Genomic DNA, 21,831 nt, shown 5'->3' with positions numbered 1-21,831 from the left:
CCTACTCCTTGGCGACGCGTTTCATGTCCGCATCCATCATCATGCGGATCAGGGTGTCGAGGTCGGTTTTCGGTTTCCAGCCCAGCACGCGCTGCGCCTTGGCCGGGTTGCCGAGCAGCACTTCGACTTCGGCGGGGCGGAAGAACGCCGGGTCGATCTTCACGTAATCGCGGTAGTTCAAACCGACGTGATCGAAAGCGATGCGGCACATCTCGCGCACGGTGGTGGTGATGCCGGTGGCGACCACGAAATCGTCAGGTTTGTCCTGCTGCAGCATCAGCCACATGGCTTCGACGTAGTCACCGGCAAAGCCCCAGTCGCGTTTGGCGTCGATGTTGCCCAGGGCCAGTTCCTGCTGCTTGCCCTGTTTGATCCGGGCAGCGGCGTCGGTGACCTTGCGCGTCACGAATTCGATGCCGCGCAGTGGCGATTCGTGGTTGAACAGGATGCCGCTGCTGGCGTGCAGGTCGAAACTTTCGCGGTAGTTGACGGTGATCCAGTGGCCGTAGAGCTTGGCGACACCATAGGGGCTGCGCGGGTAGAACGGCGTGTTCTCGTCCTGTTGCTCAGCCTGGATCAGACCGAACATTTCGCTGGTCGAGGCCTGATAGAAACGGGTGTGCGGGCTGAACTGGCGGATCGCCTCGAGCAGGTGGGTCACGCCCAGGCCATCGACGATGCCGGTGGTCACCGGTTGATTCCAGGACGCGGCGACGAAGCTTTGTGCGGCCAGGTTGTAGACCTCGTCCGGCGCCGACTTGATCACCGCGCGCTGCACCGAGCAGGCATCGGCCATGTCACCGTCCAGGTAGACGATGTCGCCTTCGACGCCCATCTCGCGCAGGCGCCAGCGTGAATCGCTGCTGCGCCGTGCGACCAGACCATGAACCTTGTAGCCCTTGTCGAGCAGCAGTCTGGCCAGATAAGCGCCGTCCTGGCCGGTGATCCCTGTGATCAGTGCACTTTTCATTCTTGTCGTACTCGCTGCTCCCAGTCGGACAGGATCGCCCGCAGGGATTGTTGTGTTGTAATTTTCGGCGCCCATCCCGTGACTTGGGCAAGCCTTGCATGACTGCCGCAAACGCGACGCTGATCCGCGCGGCGCATGCGCGCCGGATCCTGGACCAGTTGCAGGTCGACCTCGGCAAGGTCGGCCATTTGCTCGATCAAACTGCGGATGCTTTGCTCGCGGCCCGAGCAAATGTTGTAGACCTGCCCCGGCGTACCCTTTTCCAGCAGAGCGAAATACGCCGAGATCACATCGCCGACATCGAGGAAATCGCGCGTGACGTCAATGTCGCCGACTTCCAGTTGCGCGGCTTGCAGGCCTTGTTTGATGCGGTTGATCTGGCGTGCAGCACTGGCGATGACAAAGTTGTCTTTCTGCCCGCTGCCGATGTGATTGAACGGCCGCGCCACCAGCACTGGCCAGCCTTCACTCAGGCCCCACTGCAGGCTGAGAAACTCTGCCGACAGTTTGCTCACCGCGTATGGATTGCGCGGGCAGGGCGGTTGCAGTTCGGTAATGGGCAGGGCGCTCTCGTCGACTTGTCCATAGACGTCGCCGGAACTGACATACAGGAACGTCCCGCGAAAACCGCGGGCCTTGAGGGCCTGTAACAGATTGAGGGTACCGAGCAGATTGGTTTCGAGCGTTCGGCCAGGGTCACGGAAAGCTTCGGGAACGAAGGTCTGACCGGCCAGGTGAATCACCGCGTCGGGCAATTGTGGCCACAGATCGGTGAGGCTGGTCGCAGCCGTGAGATCGTAAGGCGCCGCCGCAGGCAGCAGTTCCCACGTCGAGCCAGGCTGTTCCAGATGCGACTGGAGATGTTGTCCCACGAACCCACTGAGGCCCGTGATGAACAGACGCTTTTTCAAACACTGACCCCTTGGTCTTTAACCTTCGCCACTTTCCCATAGGCTTTGGGGAAAAGTCTGTCAGGCCGGATGAGAAAGACCGGCAGGACAATCGGCAAAGTCGTTGTTGTAGTTATTTGTTACCAATCTGTGCCAAATGATCGGCAATTTCAACAGCGCAAACCGTGACCGGTCAGTTCTCGTCAGCGTAGCCCTATTTATTCTTGTCGGGCGGTTCCCGGATTCGCAAAGGATGTGTTTAGAATGGCCCTCGTCGCCATCTCCCCAGGTTCGCCGGGGTTGTTGCGCAACAGGGTGAAACCAGCCACTAAAACAAGAACGAAGACGAGCTCAGGACGAAGGACGAGCAGCGGTGATCCCGACTCGATTCAGCGCCTGGCCGTCATAGCGTGAAACTGCCGGGATGGTGGTGTCACCGTGGGATGCCATGAATTTCATTCTTTACTCGGACGTCAATGACCGCTCCATCAGCCAGAGTCTGGGGCGTCCGGAATACAGCTATTACTTCGTGCTCAAGGCCTACCGTCCTGTGCTGGAAAGCCTTGGACAGGTGCACGTCGTGTCGTCGGCGGCCGAAGTCGACCCGTTGTATCGGCAGTTGCAACTGGCCGGTCAGGACTGCCTTTTTCTTTCGTTTGCGCCGCCGCATAAAACCCCGACCGACCTGCAATGCCCCGTGGTCTGCGTGATCGCGTGGGAGTACGACTCGATCCCGGATGACCCTCATGAAGATGCCCGGCATGACTGGAGCCAGATCCTGGCCCGCCACGGTCGGGCGATCACGTTGTCCAGTCACACGGCACAAGCCATTCGCCGGACCATGGGCGAAGATTTCCCGGTCCTGGTATTGCCGACACCGTTGTGGGAAGGGTTTGCCGGGGTGCGCCAGCAGTACCCTGCTGCGCCGGTCAACCCAGGCACGGTGTTGCAGATCAAGGGCTGCATTATCGATAGCCGCACGCTCGGGTTGTCCGCCGATGGGCTGATCGCACCCGCTGTCGATGTGCAGGAGCCGCAGCCCGACGCGGTGGTTACGCCCGAAGCAGCGCCATTACCGCCACTGACCTTGCGCCGACGTGCGTTCATCACCAAACACTACCTGCGCGAAAGTTATCGCGCCGCCGCGACCTCGTCTGACCACGGGCCGCTGTTTTTGCTCAAGCACAATCTGTTGCTGTGGTATCGCGAAGCCGTTCGCGACTTGCTGCCGCTCGCCCTGCGCCGCCAGCTCTTCCGGTTACGTAGCCCGGCCCCCGAGCCGTTGCCGCCGGCCGTCATCGTCGAAACACCGCCGGTGGTCGAGCATCCGCAGGCCAGCCTGCCGGACATCAGTGCCACGGTACAGACCGAGGTCAGCGGTGTGGTCTATGTGAGCGTGTTCAACCCTGAAGACGGACGCAAGAACTGGCATCACCTGATCACGGCGTTCTGCTGGGCCATGCGCGATGTCGAAGATGCCACGCTGGTGCTGAAGATGACGCAGAACGATCTGGCGACTTACTACGTGCACCTGATTACCTTGTTGTCGCAGCTGTCGCCTTTCGCCTGCCGGGTGGTGGTCATGCACGGCTACCTGGAAGACCAAGAGTTCGCCAGGCTGTACGGTGCTGCCAGTTTCTACGTCAACGCGTCCCGCTGCGAAGGTTTGTGCCTGCCACTGATGGAATTCATGTCCTGCGCTCGTCCGGTGATCGCGCCGGACCACACGGCAATGCACGACTACATCGACGAGCGCGTCGGCTTCATCGTCAAGTCCGGCCGTGAGCCGACGATCTGGCCGGATGACGTGCGGATCCTCTACCGCACCCTGCGCCATCGTCCGGATTGGGGCTCGTTGAAAACCGCCTACGAAAACAGTTACGCCATGGCCAAAAACGATCCGGTGGCTTATCAGGCCATGGCCCTGGCGGCCAATGAGCGCATGCGCGAGTACTGCAGTTTTGCTCCGGTGCAGCAGCGTCTGGCGCAGTTTTTTCAACTGACGCCGAGTGCAAGCCCACAGCTGATCGCCGAAGCGGGGACTGCATCATGCTGATCATCATTCATTCGGAAACCAACAAGAGCAACATCCAGCAGAACCTCGGCCGGCCCGAGTACAGCTATTACTTCGTGCTCAAGGAATTCCGCCCGGTGCTGGAACGCCTTGGGCAAGTCATTGAAGTGAGCAACCCGGACGAACTGGTTGATCGCCTGTACTTCGATTGTCTGAGCCGTGGCGAAGCGTGCGTGTTCCTGTCGTTCTCGCCGCCGCATCGCACACCGATTCATTACGCCTGCCCGACCATCCCGGTATTTGCCTGGGAATTCAGCACCATCCCCACCGAAAGCTGGCACGGCGAGCCACGTCACGACTGGCGCGTGGTGTTGAACGCCTGCGGCATGGCGATTACCCATTCGAGTTTCACGGTGAACGCAGTCTGCGACGTGATGGGCGCGGACTATCCGATCTGCGCGATACCCGCGCCAGTCTGGGACCGTTTTGCCGCACGCGGTGCGCAGTTGCGCAAGCAACCTGTGGTCGAAGCGGTGCAGTTGAAGTTGCGTGGCCTGTTGCTCGACAGCCGCACGGTGGATCTGCGCGCATACGGTCCGCCGGGGTTGCGCGAAGGCACGCCAATGTCGTTTGCCGGGCCACCGCAGGACTGCCAGCTGCAACTGGACGGCGTGGTCTACACCTCGGTGTTCAACCCGTACGACGGGCGCAAGAACTGGCAGGACATGATCAGTGCCTTCTGCACCACGTTCCGTGACGTCGCCGATGCGACATTGGTGCTGAAGCTCACGCACCATGACATCGCCAATGCCCTGAATGACATGCTGCATCACCTGTACAAGAACCAGTCCTACCAGTGCCGGATCGTGCTGATCCACGGTTATCTGGCGGACGCCGACTACGAAGCGCTGGTGCAGGCCACCAGCTATGTGGTCAACAGCTCCTATGGCGAAGGGCAGTGCCTGCCGCTGATGGAGTTCATGTCCTGCGGCAAACCGGCGATCGCCCCGCTGAACACGGCGATGGCCGATTACGTCGACAGCGACAACGCGTTCATCGTTGATTCCACCGACGAGCTTACGGCTTGGCCTCACGACCCACGCGCGGCTTACCGTACCTTGCGCTACATGACCGATTGGGACTCGTTGTGCGCTGCGTACCGCGACAGTTATGAGGTGGCGAAAAACGACGTCGAACGCTATGCGCGAATGTCCGGGCATGCCGTTCACAACCTGCAGAAGTTCTGCAGTCAGGCGAGTGCAGAAGAACGTCTGCGGAGGTTTTTTGCGCAGCGTGCGCAGGCCCTCAAGCCGTTCCCCGTGGAAGCCTCGGGCGCATGATCCGGCGTCTGCTCGCACGCTTGCTCCCGGTTCCGTCGCCTGCTGCACCTGCACCTGCGCCAAGCGCGCAGGTCTCGCCACGGGATGTGGGGTTGCATGACGCGATTCTCGACGGCTGGTTTTTGCCGGGCAGCGGCGAGTTGCTCAAGGGCTTCGCGATCACGGCTGACGACACCTTGCTCGACGTCGGTTGCGGCGAGGGCGTGGCGACGCTGTTCGCTGTGCGGCATGGCGCCTCGGTAATTTTCACCGACAGCGAACATGACAAGGTTCGCGATCTGGCCCGGCAGGTTGAGGCGCAGAGCACAAAGCCGAATCTGGGGCTGGTCAGCAACAGCCTGCCATTGCCGCTGGCCGCCGGTTGCGCGAGCAAAGTGGTGTGCATGGAAGTGCTGGAGCACATCGACCAGCCGGAACCGTTCATGGCCGAACTGGTGCGCATGGGCCGCCCCGGTGCGCAGTATCTGCTGAGTGTGCCGGCGCCGGTGGGCGAGCACCTGCAACAAGGCATCGCCCCGGCCAGTTATTACCAGACGCCCAATCATGTGCAGATTTTCACTGAGCAGCGCTTTGCCGAACTGGTGGAGAACGCCGGGCTGGTGATCGAGCATCGGCAGGCCAGCGGCTTCTTCTGGGTGATGGGCATGATCTTCTTCTGGGCCAGCGAACGCGCTGCCGGCCGGGACCTCGGTGGCGCGGTACGCGACCGGATTCAGGCGCCGTATCCGCCGCTGATGGAAAGCTGGGCACGGACCTGGCAAGACCTGCTGGCGCAGCCCGACGGTTTGGCGATCAAGCAGATGCTCGACCGCTTCATGCCCAAGAGCCAGGTGATCATCGCCCGCAAACCGCTGGCTGGCGAAACCTGCACCGGGGACCAGCCATGAGCGCCAGGCGGATCATGGACATCGAGGTGCTGCGTGCCATCGCCGTGCTCGGCGTGCTGTTCCATCACTTGCAGGGCAGCCTGTTCACCGACACGGTGCCGCTGCTGGAGAACATTCATGCCTGGGCGCAACCGTGGTGGGGCGTTGATCTGTTTTTCGCGATCTCCGGCTTCGTCATCGCGCGCAGTCTGATCCCCGCGCTGCAAGGCTGCACGACGCGTCAGGAGTGCTGGCAGCAGACGCGCAATTTCTGGCTGCGCCGGGTGTTTCGCCTGTTGCCGTCGGCCTGGTTGTGGCTGGCGTTGATCCTGCTGGCGTGCGTGTTTCTCAACCGCTCCGGGGCCTTTGGCAGCTTGCACGCCAACTTGCAGGCGACGCTGGCGGGGGTGTTGCAGTACGCCAATTTCCGTTTTGCCGACAGCTTTTTTCATTACGAATACGGCAGCAGTTTTGTCTACTGGAGCCTGGCGCTGGAGGAGCAGTTCTACCTGCTGTTCCCGCTGCTGATTGTGCTGTGCCGCAAACATCTGGTCTGGGCCTTGCTGGCGCTGGTGGCGGTGCAACTGTTCACCTTGCGCACGCCGTTGCTGATGGTGGTGCGCACTGATGCCCTGGCGCTCGGCGTGCTGCTGGCGCTGTGGAGCGCGCAACCTTCCTGGCAGCGCTGGCAGCCGACGTTTCTGCGGCGGCCGTGGGCCGGGGTATCAGTGCTGATCGGCGTGGCACTGCTGATGAGTTTCATGGCCACCGACCGTTTCACCTTCGCGCCTTACCGCATCGGCTCGATTGCCGTGCTCGGCGCGCTGCTGGTGTGGATTGCTTCTTACAACCGCGATTACCTGCTGCCGGCGGGCCATTTGCAGCGGCTGATGGCGTGGATCGGCAGTCGTTCCTACGGCATTTACCTGATTCATATCCCGGCCTACCTGCTGGTGCGGGAGCTGATTTTCCGGCTGCAGGCTGCCGATTTGCCGAGCCCGGCCGGGCACCCGATTCTCACCTTGCTGATCGCCTTCGGCCTGATCGTGCTGCTCAGCGAGCTGAACTACCGCTTCATCGAAATGCCGATGCGCAATCGCGGTGCCGCCCTGGTGCGGCGCCTCGACACGTCCCGAACTGCCGTTTCAACCCCCGGAGCCACCTCATGCTGAGCCTATTGAAAAAACTCACGGCGGCGACGCCTGCACCGGCCCCCGCGCAACCCGTCGCCCCGGTGGCGGACAAGGTCGATCCGTACATGCTCGGTCTCTACGATGCCAAGCTCAGCGGCTGGTTCAACCAGGAGACCGGCGAGCTGTTCAAGGGCTTCCCGGTGACTGCCGATGACACCTTGCTCGATGTCGGCTGTGGTGACGGCGGCAACGTGCATTTTTGCGGCATGCGCGGGGCGAAGATCATCATCGCCGACATCGACGGCGCCAAGGTCGAGGCCACCCGCCAACGCCTGAGCGATACCCCGGCGCGCAGCGTCGAGTGTCATGTCACCGACTGTAATCCGTTGCCGATCGCCGACGGCACCGCTACCCGAGTGGTCTCCACCGAAGTCATCGAGCACGTCGACGACCCGGCGCAGTTTCTCGCCGAGCTGGTGCGGGTCGGTCAGTCCGGTGCGCTGTACCTGCTGAGCGTGCCGCACCCAAGCTCGGAAGATTTGCAGAAGGACATTGCGGCGCCGGAGTATTTCCAGAAGCCCAACCACATTCGCATCATCAGTGAAGATCAGTTCAAGACGCTGGTCAGCGACGCCGGGCTGGAGATCATCAGCCACAGCCAGTACGGTTTTTACTGGTCGATGTGGATGCTGTTGTTCTGGGAAGCCAAGGTCGATTTCAGCAACCCTGATCACCCGTTGCTCGAACATTGGGCCAACACCTGGCAAGCGGTGCTCGATTCGCCCCGTGGTGCGCAGATCAAGCAGGCGCTGGACGCGGTCGTGGCAAAGAGTCAGGTGATCATTGCCCGCAAGCCTTGAGTCGCTCCTCCAGGGATTTGTGTACCCTGCATTTTTGTATTGGCAGGGAATAAGCATTTCATGCGGTTCGGCTTTTCGATTTTGATCGCGGCAACGCTGCTGCTCGCTGCTTGCGAGCGGAAGGATGCCCCCGCCCTCGATCAACAACTTTATATCTGGCAACGTCAATGGACGCCGGCCCATGACGCTGCCCTGCGCGAAAGCCGCGAGAGCTTCTCGACATTGCGCGTGCTGGCCTTGCAGGCATTCCCCAATGACGGCTGGCATCGGGCGCAAATCGATGCGGCGTTGCTCAAGCGCGATGGCCGACCGCTGATTGCGGTGGTTCGTCTCGACGGTCAGCTCAAGGCGCTCGATCAGCAACAGGTGAACACACAGATCCTTCAGATGCTGGCTGACTGGCAAGCGCAGGGCCTGACGGTGAGCGGGGTCGAGATCGATCACGACGCCGGTAATGCGCGTCTGCCGGCGTATAGCGAATTTCTCGTGCGTCTGCGTGTTGCATTGCCGGCCAACTTGCCGCTGAGCATCACTGCGTTGCCGGCGTGGCTCGACAGTTCGCAACTGCCGGCACTGCTGGCCAGCGTCGACAGCAGTGTGCTGCAGGTGCACGCGGTCAGCGATCCGCGTCGTGGTCTGTTCGACCCCGGGCAGGCGCGGCGCTGGGCCAAGGCCTGGGGGCGGGTGAGCGACAAACCGTTTTATCTGGCGCTGCCGGCCTACGGCGTGGCGCTGCTGCCGGATGCCGATGGCGTTCCGGTGGTGGAAAGTGAAGTGCCACTCGAGCGCGGCGGCCAGCGGCGCGAATTGCTCGCCGATCCTCAACAATTGAGCCGACTGGCCAGTGACATGCGCGAGGATCGCCCGGAACATCTGGCCGGGTTGATCTGGTTTCGTCTGCCGCTGGCCAATGATCGTCGCGCCTGGAGCCTCAGTACGCTGCGCGCTGTGGCCCTTGGCGATACGTTGAGCAGCCGGCTCGGTCTGACGTTCAGCGACCACGATGGTCTGCAGGACATCGCCCTGCGCAATGTCGGTAACCTCGATAGTGCCTGGCCCACGCGCATCACCGTCAAGGCCAGCGCTTGCGAGGGCGCCGATGCGCTCGCCGGTTACGCGTTGCAACAAAGCGCGGATCTGCTTACCTTCACCCGCCTGCGCGACGGTCGTCTGCCGGCGGGTGGACAACGCGCCATCGGTTGGGCGCGCTGTGCATTTATTGATCAAGGAGGTTCGCATGTTGACCCGTAACTGGCCCCGCCATCTGCTCTGCCTGAGCCTCAGCCTGCCGCTGGGTTCGGCGCTGGCCTGCGGCCCGGACTTTCCGATGCGCCTGCTCGACAATCGTGGGCAAAGCCTGGCCGAGCTGCCGGAGGGCAACTTCAACTTCGAGATCAGCCGCCTCGGCAAAACCATTGCCGGACTGAAGAACGTTACTGCCGCGACGCACAATCCCGACGACATGTACGGCGACGGGAACGAACCTGCGGCGCTTCGCGAAAAAGCCGAACAGGTGGGTCTGAGCGCCGAGCAACAGGCGCTGGTCAAGCAGCTGCGTGGCCTGACCGATGCGCGTCAGGTCGAGGCGCAGGGCGCCAGTCTGCCAGCGGAAATCCGTTTGTACGTGGCCGGCGCGGTGGCGTTTGCCACCGGCGATCATCCACTGGCTGTCGAATATTTCAACAAAGTGCTGGCGCTGCCGGCCGATCAGCGCCCGCTGCGCAGCACTTGGGCGGCGTACTCCCTGGGCCGCGCCTGGTTTGCCATGAGTGCCGAGGCGGGCGATGTCATCGAAGTGCTGGAGGACGCACGCGCAGCCTTCCGTCAGGCACGACAATTGAGCATCGATGGCTTCAGCGATCCTCTGGAACTCGGTGTCGCCAGTCTCGGTGAGGAGGCGCGAGTGCTGCGCAACGCCGGTGACTGGAACGGCGCCATCGAATTGTACGAAGCGCAGAACCTGCACGGCTCGGCCGTGGGTTATACCTCGCTGAAACAACTGATGAATGAGCTGGCCGAACTGCCCGAGCCGCAACTGGCCAAGTTGCTGGAGCGCAAGGCTGTGCAGCAATTGGTTACCGCCTCGTTGATCAGCCGGATGGGCTGGTCGTTCGACGAACAACCGCCGAACGAGAAGAAGCTGATCAAGCTGCTGCAGGACAGTACCCGTGGCAGCCTGGAAAACGCCGATCGACTGGCGGCCATGAACTATCAACAAGGTGATTACGCCAGCGCCAAAGCCTTCCTTGAGAATGCCGGTGACGGCGGATTGGCGTGGTGGTTGCGGGCCAAGCTGGCGGTGCGTGACGGTGATAAAAATGCCGCGGCTGCCGCCTATGCCAAAGCTGCGCAGGCTTTCCCGCAGAGCGAGGATTGGGGCTACCGGCGCACCCCGGACTGGGACTTCGAAACCGTCCAGCCGAAATGCCGGGTCGAGGGTGAGAGCGCGATTCTCGCGCTGCAACGTGGCGAATACCTGCAAGCGTTCGTGCAGTTGTATCGCAGCAACAGCATCTACTGGTTCGACGCGGCAACGGTGGCCGAGCGCGTGCTGAGGGTCGATGAGCTCAAGCGCTATGTCGATGACAACGTACCGGCGCCGCCGGCATTGACCCAACAGCAGCGCGACAACTACGTGCCGCTGCCGGTCGCCGCCAGCCTGCGCAATCTGCTGGGACGGCGCTTGCTGCGTGAAGGACATTACGAGGAAGCGGTCGGCTATTTCGACAATCCGGATCTGCAGCACAAGGCCCGGCTCTACGGCGAACAACGAATGAAGGCCGACGCTGCGTGGTGGCCGACCAAACGCGCCAGCGCCTTGTACAACGCGGCGTGGACCGCACGTGAATGGGGCATGGACATTCTCGGTTACGAGATGGCGCCGGATTACGCCACGTTCGGCGGCAGCTACAGTCTGGAAAACACCGAGCTGAAAGTCGGGCCGCTGGTGGCCGAGGCTGAAGTCCAGCGCCAGAAGGCCAGCCAGGCGCAACCGGACGAGCGTTATCACTACCGTTTTGTCGCCACCGCGCTGGCCAGCCGGGCTGCCGACAACTTGCCGCACACCAGTCAGGCGTTTGCTGCGGTGTTGTGCAATGCCGCCGGTTTCAACAGCAGCCTTGAAGAACAGAGCGCGTTGTATCGACGCTACGTCAACGAAGGCCCGTACGTGCCTTGGGCGGTGGACTTCGGCAATCAGTGCCCGTACCCGGATTTCGAAAACGCCGACAAGCGTTACGTCACCCAGGTGACCGATGCCGTACGCAATACGTTGCGTCCGTACAAATGGCCGGTGGTCGGTGTCCTGGTGCTGTTCAGTGCGGGCGCCTTGGTGTTGCTTAGTCGTCGGCGCAAGGCACGCAAGCCCTAAGCCTGCTGGATAAACGCCAGGCGCACGGCAAAGCCGATCAACAGGCTGCCGAACAGCCATTGCTGAACGCGTTGGGCGGTTGGACTGTGTTGCAGCCAACGGCCCAATGCGGCGCCGGTCAGGGCATAGGCGCTGTCGAACAGTAGCCCGACGCCCACCAGCAACACGCCGAGGGTGGCAAATTGGGTCAGTACCGCTGCGCCGTCATTGACGATGAATTGCGGCAACAGCACCGAGCAGAACAGCAACGCCTTGGGATTGAGCAGATTGGTCAGCAGGCCACGGCGAATCGCCTCGCGCCATTGTCCTTGGGCGTGTGTCACGGCGGGCGTGTTCAGGTTCGGCAGCAAGCTGCTGCGCAGGCATTGAATGCCGATCCACAGCAGGTACGCCGCCCCGGCCAGACGCACCATATCAAACGTCCACGGCGCCGCCTTGAACAGCGCCGCCAGACCCAGTGCCGCCAATGCCACGTGACAGCCTCGGGCGATCGCCAGGCCAACGGCGGTTGCCAGCGCCGCACCGCGACCCTGGCGGGCACCGGTTTGCAGCAACAGGATCATGTCCGGCCCCGGCAACAGGAAGACCACCGCCAATGCCAGAAAAAACAGCCAGATACTTGTCATGTCGCAGCCCTTTCGTTGTCGATTCGGTGAGCAAAGTTTAGGGCGCAAGGGCGGGGCAGGTGCTTGCGAAGTCAGCTTCAAAAAGCCACAGGATTGGCATAACCTGCTTTCTTTTGGCCCCTTGACCAGCAGGATCTGCCAACCATGAAACTCGACGCTTTTGACCGCAAGATTCTCGCGGCGCTGCAACGCAACGGCCGGCTGAGCAACGTCGAACTGGCGGATGAGATCGGTCTGTCGGCGTCACCGTGCCTGCGTCGGGTGCGGATGCTCGAGGAGGCCGGGGTGATTCGTGGCTATCAGGCCAACCTCGATCGCGATGAGGTGGGGTTGGGGCTGACGGTGTTTGTCGGGGTCAAGGTCGAGCGCCACAACGATGAGCAGGCCGAAGCCTTTTACGCAGCGGTCACGGCACTGCCGGAGGTGATTTCAGCGTTTCTGGTGTCCGGGGAATCGGACTTTCTGTTGCAAGTGGTGGTGCCGGACCTGCGCGCGTATGACCGCTTTCTCAGCGGCTGTCTGCTGAAGCTGCCGGGGGTGAGTGACATTCGCAGCAACTTTGCGATTCACACCGTGAAGACGCCGGGGGCGTTGCCGTTGGGGCATCTTCCGCGGTAGAGCGGGTTGCTCCCACATTCGACCGCAATCCTCCAGCAGGAACACGGTCAACTGTGGGAGCTGGCTTGCCAGCGATAGCGGTGTGTCAGCGACCGCAACGGTTACAGGACTGACGCCATCGCTGGCAAGCCAGCTCCCACAGGGTTTGGGTGACCACCTACATCTGCGTCGCCATCCCTTCGACATTCATCGCCGCCTGACGCAGCGCCTCGGAGCGGGTCGGGTGCGGATGGCAGGTCAGCGCGATGTCTTCGGCCGAGGCGCTGAACTCCATGGCCACGCAATATTCTCCAATCATTTCGCTGACACTCGGGCCGACCAGGTGCACACCGAGGATTTCGTCTGTGCGTTCGTCGGCGAGGACTTTGGCAAAGCCTTCGGTTTCGTGATTGATCTTCGCCCGACTGTTGGCGGTGAACGGGAATTTGCCGACTTTGTAGGCACGTCCTTCGGCCTTCAGTTGCTCTTCGGTCTTGCCGACGCTGGCCAGTTCCGGCCGGGTGTAGATGACGTTGGGAATCAAGTCGTAATTGACCTCGCCGGCCTTGCCGACGATCTGTTCGACACAGGCCATCGCTTCGTCTTCAGCCTTGTGCGCGAGCATCGGCCCGGACGTTACGTCGCCGATTACCCAGACGCCATTGACTTCGGTGCGGTGCTGGCGGTTAGCGAGCATGCCGCGCTTGTCGGTGCTCAGGCCGACGTTCTCCAGGCCCAGGCCTTTGGTGTATGGGCGCCGGCCGATCGCGACCAGTACGTAGTCGGCGTCCAGTAACTCGGCGCTGCCGCCCGCTGCAGGTTCGACGCTGAGCTGCACCCCGTTGGCCGAGGGCGTGGCGCTGGTGACCTTCGAGCTCAATTTGAAGCTGATGCCTTGCTTGCTCAGCGAACGCTGCAGGGTCTTGCCGGCCTCGGCATCGACGCCCGGACAGATGCGGTCGAGGTATTCGACCACGGTCACCTGGGCGCCGAGACGCCGCCAGACCGAGCCCAGCTCCAGGCCGATCACTCCGGCACCGATGACCACCAGATGCTTCGGTACTTCGCTCAGCGACAGTGCACCAGTGGAGTCGAGGATGCGCTGATTGTCGATCTCGACGCCGGGCAGGGGCGTGGGTTCGGAGCCGGTGGCAATGATGATGTCCTTGGCGCTCAGCTCGGTCGTGTTGCCCTGATCGTCGGTCACCGTGACTTTGCCCGGACCCTCGATGTGGCCCCAGCCTTTGATCCAGTCGACCTTGTTCTTGCGAAACAGAAACTCGATGCCTTTGGTCAGGCCGCTCACGCTGTCGTCTTTCTGTTTCATCATTTGCGCGAGGTTGAGCGTGGGTTTGACCTCGATGCCGAGGTTGGCGAACTCCGCACCCATGGCCGCGTCGTACAGCTCCGAAGCATGCAGCAAGGCCTTGGACGGCATGCAACCGACGTTCAGGCACGTGCCGCCGAGGGTGGCGCGGCCTTCCACACACGCCGCTTTCAGGCCCAACTGGCCGGCGCGGATCGCCGCGTTATAACCACCGGGGCCGCCGCCCAGAATGACCACGTCGTAGTGACTCATGCTCTTGCTCCTCGTTGGGGATGCGGATCGCTAAAAGTAGTAGGCGATTAAAATTACGAACGTAATATGTGCGTTTCCGGACATTTCGGTCAAGGCTTCAGGCAAGCGACAGGTTGCGCATCTTTAGATAGGCGTATTTGTGTACGAATATTTCACGCTTTTCGTTATATCGTAACGATAAGACCGGTGAATCAATGGCTTTGGGGTGATATGCAAGTCGATCTGGATGTCGATGGCACGCAAGTGACCGGGTTGCCGCGCTTTCAACAAGCGGCTGCGCAGGGGCGACGATTGCGCCGTCTGGCCTTCGGCCTCGGTGGATTGGCCGGGGCAGGGTGGGTGCTGGCGTTGTTTGTCGAGCTGTTTGCCGCGCAATCGATATGGCCGGCCTTGCTGGTGAATCTGGGCGCGGCGTTGCTGGTGCTGGTCGCCGGACTGCAATCGGCGTGGTGGGTGACGCAATGGCGCGCGCGGGTCATGCACCCAGTGGCGCAGCAACCGCTGAACGAGGTCGAGCAAACCGCTCCTGACGGCTGGTACGAACGGGTGCTGGAGCGATTGAGTCAGCGCGGTCTGCACCTGCTCGGTCAGATTGGCGCGGCCACGTTGTGGCTGGGCGGCTGGTCAGTGCTGATTGTGCTGGCCATCGGGCAGGTGTGGAATCTGACGTTGCCTGCCGCTGCAGTCGGGTTATCGGCCACGGTGGGCGCCGCGCTGATGTTGCTGTTGGGTTTCGGCTTGCTGGTGCTGGAGCGGCAACTGGCTCAGGAAAACCCGGCGCAATGGCCGGAAGCCGGTTCGCTCGCACAACTGTCGCGCGTCGCGATCATCAGTCTGGTACTGGGTGCGATGTGCCTGTTGTTTGCCAGTGAAACTTCCGTGTGGCCGGTGCGGCTGGCGGTTCTCATCGGGATCCTGCCGGGATTGGTCGCGATCGAGTTGCTATTGCGCGCAGTTCTGTCGGTGTTCAGCCCTCGACGCGAGCAGCTGGAACCGACCCTGCTGGCGCGCAGTTTTGTTGCCGATATGCTGCGTTGGCCACCACAGCCGTTACTCGCTTTGCAGCACGAATTGCACAACCGTTTCGGCATCGATTTGCGCCAGATCTGGGCGTTCAGCTACATGCGCCGCGCTTTTCTGCCGGTGCTGGCGCTGGTCGCCGCCGTCGGCTGGCTGCTGACCGGGATCCACGAAATCCCGCTGCAGGGGCGCGGTATCTACGAGCGCTTCGGCAAACCGGTACAAGTCTTTGGCCCTGGCTTGCACGCCGGTTTGCCGTGGCCACTGGGCCGTGTATTGAGCGTCGAGAACGGCGTGGTGCACGAATTGGCAACCAGCTTCGGCGATGCTCCGGCGCCAACCCAGGCTGAGCTTGCCGAAGGCCCGGCGCCGTTGACCGCCAACCGCTTGTGGGATGCCAGCCACGTTAACGACAAATCCCAAGTGATCGCCAGCAGCCGTGGCGATCAGCAGAGCTTTCAGATCGTCAACATGGACGTGCGCTTCGTTTATCGCATTGGTCTGAGTGATCAGGATGCTTTGGCCGCAACTTACAACAATGCCGATGTGCCGACGCTGATTCGCAGCACTGCGAGCCGGATTCTGGTGCACGATTTTGCCTCGCGTACCCTCGACGGTCTGCTCGGTGCTGACCGGATAGGGCTGGGCGATGAGATCGGTCGCGCGGTGCAGGGCGATCTGCAGAAACTCGACAGTGGCGTGGAAATTCTCGCCACCGTGGTCGAAGCCATTCACCCGCCGGCCGGTGCCGCCAATGCTTATCACGGCGTGCAAGCGGCACAGATCGGCGCGCAGGCGTTGATCTCTCGTGAGCGCGGTGCGGCGGCCGAAGCCAGTAATCAGGCGCAGTTGCAAGCCAGCCTCGCCCGCGATCAGGCCAGTGCCAGCGCCCGTGAAATCAATGCGGCGGCGCAGGCCGCAGACCTTAAGTTCAGCGCTGAACAGAAAGCCTACGCCAGCGCCGGTCAGGCGTTCGTGCTTGAGCAATATCTGAGTCAGCTCAGCCTGGGGCTGAGCAAGGCCAAACTGTTGGTACTCGACCACCGTTTAGGCGGCAGCAGCAATGCGCCGACCATCGACCTGCGTACGTTCACGCTGCCGGCTGATCCGACGCCTGCGCGTACCACCGCTCAACCAGGAGTTGCCCCTTGAGCCAGTCGCACACTCACGATTCCCATGACCACAGCGGCCACGATCACGGCCACGCCGGGCATCACCATCATCATGGGCATCATCACCATCACCACGGTGCGCCGGAAGACGCGGGACCGTTCCCTTGGCGGCGGATGGGCTGGGCACTGTTGCTGGTGGGGTTTGCCATCGCGGCGGCGAGCCTGGTGCAAGTGCGCTCGGGGGAGGCCACGGTCATCACCCGTTTCGGTAATCCCTCGCGGGTGCTGCTTGAGCCGGGTTTGAGCTGGCGCTGGCCGGCGCCGTTCGAAGCGGCGATCCCGGTAGACCTGCGCTTGCGTACCACTTCCAGCGGTTTACAGGACGTCGGTACCCGCGACGGTTTGCGCATCATCGTTCAGGCCTACGTGGCGTGGCAGGTGCAGGGCGATCCGGACAACGTGCAGCGTTTCATGCGCGCGGTGCAGAACCAGCCGGACGAAGCGGCGCGGCAGATTCGCACCTTTGTCGGCTCGGCGCTGGAAACCACCGCCAGCAGTTTCGACCTGGCGGATCTGGTGAATACCGATGCCGGCAAAGTGCGTATTGCCGGTTTCGAAGCGCAACTGCGTCAGCAGATCGACCAGCAGTTGCTGGCCACTTACGGTGTGCGTGTGGTGCAGGTGGGCATCGAACGCCTGACCTTGCCTTCGGTCACGCTCACCGCCACGGTCGATCGGATGCGCGCCGAGCGTGAAACAATTGCCACCGAACGCACCGCCATCGGCAAGCGAGAAGCGGCGCAAATTCGATCTGCCGCCGAGCGCGATGCACGAATTGTTCAGGCTGACGCGACAGTTAAAGCCGCAGAAATCGAAGCGCAATCCCGAGTCGAAGCGGCGCAAATTTATGGCCGTGCCTACGCTGGATCGCCGCAGTTGTACAACCTGCTGCGTTCGCTGGACACCCTGGGCACTATCGTCACGCCGGACACCAAGCTGATCCTGCGTACCGACGCCGCGCCATTCCGCGTGCTGGTGGACGGCCCGCCGAATGTCGAAAACAAATCCGGATCGCAGCCATGAGTAATGAAGTTCCACGTGGAACACATTCGTTGAGCAGTCCGTGGATTCAGGCCGGACGTTTGGCGTTTTTCGCCTTGTACGCTGTGACGGTATTGGCTGCGTTGGCTTGGGCGTTTTCCAATGTGCGGCAGATCGATCCGCAAAATCGGGCCGTGGTTCTGCATTTTGGCGCGCTGCAGCGTATTCAGAATGCCGGGCTTTTGCTGGCCTGGCCGCAGCCGTTCGAGCAGGTGGTTTTACTACCGGCAGCGGATCGGGTGATTGAGCGCCGAGTGGAAAACCTGCTGCGCAGCAGTGAGGCGATCAAGGCTGATCGTGTAGCGACTTTCGCCACACCGCTGAGCGATGCCCTGGCCGGTTCCGGTTACTTGCTGACGGGGGACGCCGGCGTGGTGCAACTGGATGTGCGGGTGTTTTACAAAGTGACCGACCCTTACGAATTCGTCCTGCAGGGTGATCATGTGCTGCCAGCGCTGGATCGGCTGGTCACCCGCAGCGCTGTGGCTCTGACCGCCGCGCGGGATCTGGACACGATTCTGGTTGCCCGTCCGGAGTTGATCGGTGCTGATAACCAGGCTGCCGAAAGACGTGAGCGTCTGCGCGGTGATCTGGTGCAAGGCATCAACAAGCGCTTGGCAGAGTTGAAGGCGAGCGGGCAGGGCATCGGCATTGAAGTGGCGCGTGTCGACGTGCAGTCGAGTCTGCCAGACCCGGCCGTCAGTGCGTTCAACGCCGTTCTGACCGCCAGTCAGCAAGCCGACAAAGCCGTCGCCAATGCACGCACCGAAGCAGAAAAACTCACCCAGACCGCCAATGAACAAGCCGACCGCACCCTGCAAGTGGCCCACGCGCAGGCCAGCGAACGGCTGGCAAAAGCCGCTGCCGACACCGCCACGGTGCTGAGCCTGGCCAAAGCGCAACAACAGGGTACCGACCCGCAGATGCTCCTGCGGCTGTACCGTGAACGCATGCCGAAGATTCTCGGCCAGGCCGGTTCCGTGACCACGGTCGATCCAAAAGACGATTCCCGCCTGATCATTCAGGGAGCCAGTAAATGACTGCGACCACTGCCGCACCGAGTCTGTTGTCCTCGGCCGAACAGCGCCGCGCCGCACGGCAATTGACCCTGGCGATGCTCGCCCTTGGCTTGCTCGGCCTCGGTCTGCTCTGGCGCTGGCTGTTACCGGAGCAAACCGGTGTCAGTCAGTTGCTGCTGGGTTTCGCTTCTCTATTGGTGGCGGTGCCGGTGATGCGCTCGGCGTGGTACAGCCTGCGCTATCCAAGCCTGCACGGCATCACCGATCAATTGATTGCCCTGGCGATGCTCGGTGCATGGGCGACCGGCGATCTGCTGACCGCCGCGTTGCTGCCGATCATCATGATCTTCGGCCACGTGCTGGAAGAGCGCAGCGTGATCGGCTCGCAGGAAGCGATTCACGCCCTCGGCCAGTTGACCCGCAGCCACGCGCGCAAGATTCAGACTGATGGCTCGATCATCGAAGTCGATAACGGCACGCTCCAGCCCGGCGACAAGGTCGAGGTGCGCGCCGGAGATCGGGTGCCAGCGGATGGCCGAGTGTTGTTCGGCCAGGCCAGCCTCGACACGGCGTCAATTACCGGTGAGTCGATTCCGGTGGAAGCGGCGGTGGGCATGACGGTGTTTGGCGGCGCGATCAACCTCGATGGCTTGCTGCGCATCGAGGTGACCCGTACCGGCGATCAATCGACGCTGGGCAAAGTCATCGCGCTGATGCAGAACGCCGAGCGCTCGAAGCCGCCCATCACGCGCCTGCTTGAGCGCTATGCCGGTAGCTACATGGTGCTGGTGTTGTTGCTGGCAGCGGTGACCTGGTTTGTCACCCATGACGCGCAGGCGATGCTCGCGGTGCTGGTGGCGGCATGTCCTTGCGCTTTGGTGCTGTCGGCACCGGCCACAGCGATTGCCGGCGTGGCGGTGGCGGCGCGCCACGGCATTCTGATTCGCAGTTCGGCGTTCCTTGAGGAGTTGGCAGATCTCACTTCACTGGTGGTCGACAAAACCGGCACGCTGACTTACGGCACTTTGCGTTTGCAATCGATCAGCAGCCCACGGCTGGATCAGGCCTCGGTGATGGCACTGGCCGCCAGCCTAGGCGCGGCCAGCAGCCATCCGGTCAGCCGCGCGTTGGCCGGGCTGGTCAGTCAGGACCAGAGCCTGCCGCTGACGGATATTCATGAGCGTCAGGGTCTCGGTGTAGTCGCCACGACCGCCCAAGGCGAGGCGGCGTTGGGCCGGCCCGAGTTGTTCGCGCAACTGGGCATCGTCACCACCACCGTTCCCGAGCACGACGGGCCGATTGCCGGATTGGCACTGAACGGCGAATTTGTCGCCTGGCTGTTGCTGGCCGACAGCGTCAAACCGGAAGCCCGCTTTGCCCTCAGCGAATTGCGCGAGCTCGGTCTGGGTCGCCAGTTGCTGCTGACCGGCGACCGCCAAAGTGTTGCTCAGACCCTGGCCCGCGAGGTCGGCCTGCAAGAGCTGGAAGCGCAGGCGCTGCCCGAGGACAAACTCAACCGCGTACTGAAGGAAATCGACAACGGTTTTCGGCCGATGGTGGTGGGCGACGGCATCAATGATTCGCTGGCACTGAAGGCTGGTGTGGTCGGTGTCGCAATGGGCGCGGGCGGCGCTGACATCGCGCTGGCCTCGGCGGATATCGTCTTGATCGGCAGTGATCTGCGCCGCCTCGGTACTTGTGTGCGGCTCAGCCGCCAATGCCGACGAACCTTGCAGGTTAACGTGATCATCGGTCTGGGCTGGACACTGGCGATTGTCGTCTTCGCCGCCTTCGGCTGGCTCGGCGCGGCCGGGGCGATGATCGCCGCGCTGCTGCACAACCTCAGCACGTTGCTGGTGTTGGGCAATGCCGGACGGCTGCTGCGGTTTCAGGAGCCATTGCTCAAGCTCAAGGATGGTCCTTGAAATGAGTTGCAGCGAACTGTGCGCCGAATAGGCAGTCATCTATGTAGAAGGCGCACACGTCATTGCCGGTTTCCGGATCGAAAACACGGGTTGCATTCCGGCTTGCTGGAGCGTCTGAAACGATAGTCTCGGCTAATTAAATCGATAGCCTGCTATTTTTCAAGGATGGTCTACCCTCAGATCTGACGTCTGAAACAAGGGGGGATTTTCCATGCTCGCGCAACTTCCACCGGCCTTACAGAATCTGCAGCTTCCGCTTCGCTTACGACTCTGGGATGGCCATGAGTTCAATCTGGGGCCGACGCCCAGCGTCACCATCGTGGTCAAGGACCCGACGATGGTCACCCAGTTCACCCATCCAAGCCTCGACGCGCTGGGGGCGGCGTTTGTTGAAGGCAAGCTTGAACTGGAGGGCTCGATCAGCGAGGTCATCCGGGTCTGCGACGAATTGAGCAGCGCCTTGCTCGATGAAGATGAAGGCGCTCAGCCGGTGCGTGCAGTGCACGACAAGGAAACCGACGCCAAAGCCATTTCCTATCACTATGACCTGTCCAACGCGTTCTATCAGCTGTGGCTGGACAGCGACATGGCGTATTCCTGCGCGTATTTCGAAACGGGCAGCGAAACCCTGGAGCAGGCGCAGCAAGCCAAATTCCGCCATCTGTGTCGCAAGCTGCGTTTGCAGCCGGGCGATTACCTGCTGGATGTCGGTTGCGGCTGGGGTGGTCTGGCGCGTTACGCCGCACGTGAATTCGGCGCCAAAGTGTTCGGCATCACCCTGAGCAAGGAACAGCTGGAACTGGCCCGTGAGCGCGTCAAGGCCGAAGGCCTGGAAGACCAGGTCGAACTGCAACTGCTCGACTACCGCGACCTGCCGCAGGACGGGCGATTCGACAAGGTGGTCAGCGTCGGTATGTTCGAACACGTTGGCCACGCCAACCTCGCCGAATACTGCAAAGTCCTGTTTGGCGCGGTGAAGGAGGGCGGCCTGGTGATGAACCATGGCATCACCGCCAAGCACACCGACGGCCGCCCGGTGGGGCGCGGTGCCGGCGACTTCATCGAGAAATACGTGTTCCCCAACGGCGAGTTGCCACACTTGGCGATGATCTCGGCCGAGATCAGCGAAGCCGGGCTGGAGATCGTCGATGTCGAAAGCCTGCGCCTGCATTACGCGCGCACGCTGGATCACTGGAGCGAGCGGCTGGAGGATAACCTCGAGGCCGCCGGGAAACTGGTGCCGGATCAGGCGCTGCGAATCTGGCGCCTGTATCTGGCCGGGTGTGCCTACGCGTTTGCCCGGGGCTGGATCAATCTGCATCAGATTCTGGCAGTCAAGGCTCATCCGGACGGCAGCCATGAACTGCCCTGGACCCGTGACGACATCTACAACCCTTGATGCCTGAACC

General features: G+C 62.1%; 17 protein-coding genes. 13 read left to right on the top strand and 4 right to left on the bottom strand.

Translation table 11 applies throughout. From position 1 onward, the window contains the following. Position 1: 1 nt before the first annotated feature. Positions 2-970: a GDP-mannose 4,6-dehydratase gene (gene gmd / locus HXW87_RS03590; RefSeq protein WP_047297367.1), complete on the bottom strand. Its 969-nt coding sequence runs from the start codon at positions 968-970 to the stop codon at positions 2-4. After that, a complete protein-coding gene (locus tag HXW87_RS03585; protein ID WP_239778444.1) occupies positions 967-1,881 on the bottom strand; it encodes a GDP-mannose 4,6-dehydratase in 915 nt (304 codons plus the stop codon). Before HXW87_RS03585 ends, gmd begins: the two co-directional genes overlap by 4 nt. A 427-nt stretch (positions 1,882-2,308) precedes the next feature. Between HXW87_RS03585 and HXW87_RS03580 the strand changes: the two genes are divergently transcribed. Genes HXW87_RS03580 through HXW87_RS03550 form a run of 7 tightly spaced genes read left to right on the top strand, consistent with a single transcriptional unit; the run spans position 2,309 to position 11,443 of the window. Then, positions 2,309-3,916 carry a glycosyltransferase gene (locus tag HXW87_RS03580; RefSeq protein ID WP_239778443.1) on the top strand — a complete coding sequence of 536 codons (1,608 nt, stop codon included), beginning with the start codon at positions 2,309-2,311 and terminating at the stop codon, positions 3,914-3,916. Then, positions 3,910-5,214 (top strand): glycosyltransferase, encoded by a 1,305-nt coding sequence (locus HXW87_RS03575; protein WP_121182859.1) that lies wholly within the window; start codon positions 3,910-3,912, stop codon positions 5,212-5,214. Before HXW87_RS03580 ends, HXW87_RS03575 begins: the two co-directional genes overlap by 7 nt. Continuing rightward, positions 5,211-6,101: a class I SAM-dependent methyltransferase gene (locus HXW87_RS03570; RefSeq protein ID WP_239778442.1), complete on the top strand. Its 891-nt coding sequence runs from the start codon at positions 5,211-5,213 to the stop codon at positions 6,099-6,101. Before HXW87_RS03575 ends, HXW87_RS03570 begins: the two co-directional genes overlap by 4 nt. Beyond that, on the top strand, positions 6,098-7,252 hold the full coding sequence (locus HXW87_RS03565; protein WP_047297363.1) for an acyltransferase: 1,155 nt from the start codon (positions 6,098-6,100) through the stop codon (positions 7,250-7,252). The genes HXW87_RS03570 and HXW87_RS03565 overlap by 4 nt, the downstream gene beginning before the upstream one ends. Continuing rightward, a complete protein-coding gene (locus tag HXW87_RS03560) occupies positions 7,246-8,073 on the top strand; it encodes a class I SAM-dependent methyltransferase (RefSeq protein ID WP_047297362.1) in 828 nt (275 codons plus the stop codon). Before HXW87_RS03565 ends, HXW87_RS03560 begins: the two co-directional genes overlap by 7 nt. 60 nt (positions 8,074-8,133) lie before the next feature. Next, a complete protein-coding gene (locus HXW87_RS03555) occupies positions 8,134-9,324 on the top strand; it encodes a DUF3142 domain-containing protein (RefSeq protein ID WP_239778441.1) in 1,191 nt (396 codons plus the stop codon). Then, positions 9,311-11,443 (top strand): hypothetical protein, encoded by a 2,133-nt coding sequence (locus tag HXW87_RS03550; protein ID WP_239778440.1) that lies wholly within the window; start codon positions 9,311-9,313, stop codon positions 11,441-11,443. Before HXW87_RS03555 ends, HXW87_RS03550 begins: the two co-directional genes overlap by 14 nt. Here HXW87_RS03550 and HXW87_RS03545 read toward each other — a convergent pair. Next, positions 11,440-12,069, bottom strand: coding sequence for a LysE family translocator (locus HXW87_RS03545; RefSeq protein ID WP_182403147.1), 630 nt, complete (start codon positions 12,067-12,069; stop codon positions 11,440-11,442). The two genes, HXW87_RS03550 and HXW87_RS03545, sit on opposite strands and share 4 nt — an antisense overlap. 144 nt (positions 12,070-12,213) lie before the next feature. Between HXW87_RS03545 and HXW87_RS03540 the strand changes: the two genes are divergently transcribed. Beyond that, entirely contained in the window at positions 12,214-12,687 is a 474-nt protein-coding gene (locus tag HXW87_RS03540; RefSeq protein WP_041073817.1) for an Lrp/AsnC family transcriptional regulator, read from the top strand. A gap of 157 nt (positions 12,688-12,844) precedes the next feature. On the opposite strand, the gene lpdA is transcribed toward HXW87_RS03540, so the two are convergent. Then, positions 12,845-14,245, bottom strand: coding sequence for a dihydrolipoyl dehydrogenase (gene lpdA / locus HXW87_RS03535; protein WP_121182844.1), 1,401 nt, complete (start codon positions 14,243-14,245; stop codon positions 12,845-12,847). Positions 14,246-14,455: 210 nt separating this feature from the next. Here lpdA and HXW87_RS03530 point away from each other — a divergent pair, with 210 nt between their 5' ends. From HXW87_RS03530 to cfaB, 5 genes are all read left to right on the top strand, one after another. Continuing rightward, the gene (locus HXW87_RS03530; RefSeq protein ID WP_239779136.1) at positions 14,456-16,417 is read left to right on the top strand and encodes a protease modulator HflK; all 1,962 of its coding nucleotides are present in this window, start codon (positions 14,456-14,458) and stop codon (positions 16,415-16,417) included. Beyond that, positions 16,414-17,460: a protease modulator HflC gene (locus HXW87_RS03525; RefSeq protein WP_047297355.1), complete on the top strand. Its 1,047-nt coding sequence runs from the start codon at positions 16,414-16,416 to the stop codon at positions 17,458-17,460. Before HXW87_RS03530 ends, HXW87_RS03525 begins: the two co-directional genes overlap by 4 nt. Continuing rightward, the gene (locus HXW87_RS03520; RefSeq protein ID WP_239778439.1) at positions 17,457-18,518 is read left to right on the top strand and encodes a protease modulator HflK; all 1,062 of its coding nucleotides are present in this window, start codon (positions 17,457-17,459) and stop codon (positions 18,516-18,518) included. Before HXW87_RS03525 ends, HXW87_RS03520 begins: the two co-directional genes overlap by 4 nt. Continuing rightward, the gene (locus HXW87_RS03515; RefSeq protein WP_239778438.1) at positions 18,515-20,422 is read left to right on the top strand and encodes a heavy metal translocating P-type ATPase; all 1,908 of its coding nucleotides are present in this window, start codon (positions 18,515-18,517) and stop codon (positions 20,420-20,422) included. The genes HXW87_RS03520 and HXW87_RS03515 overlap by 4 nt, the downstream gene beginning before the upstream one ends. Before the next feature lie 211 nt (positions 20,423-20,633). Continuing rightward, positions 20,634-21,821 carry a C17 cyclopropane fatty acid synthase CfaB gene (gene cfaB, locus HXW87_RS03510; protein ID WP_047297352.1) on the top strand — a complete coding sequence of 396 codons (1,188 nt, stop codon included), beginning with the start codon at positions 20,634-20,636 and terminating at the stop codon, positions 21,819-21,821. The last annotated feature ends 10 nt before the right edge of the window (positions 21,822-21,831 follow it).

The organism is Pseudomonas sp. Y5-11 (assembly GCF_022368695.1).
Taxonomy (GTDB): domain Bacteria; phylum Pseudomonadota; class Gammaproteobacteria; order Pseudomonadales; family Pseudomonadaceae; genus Aquipseudomonas; species Aquipseudomonas parakoreensis.
Note: the sequence above shows the minus strand (reverse complement) of the source record. Positions and strands in the feature narration are given on the sequence as shown.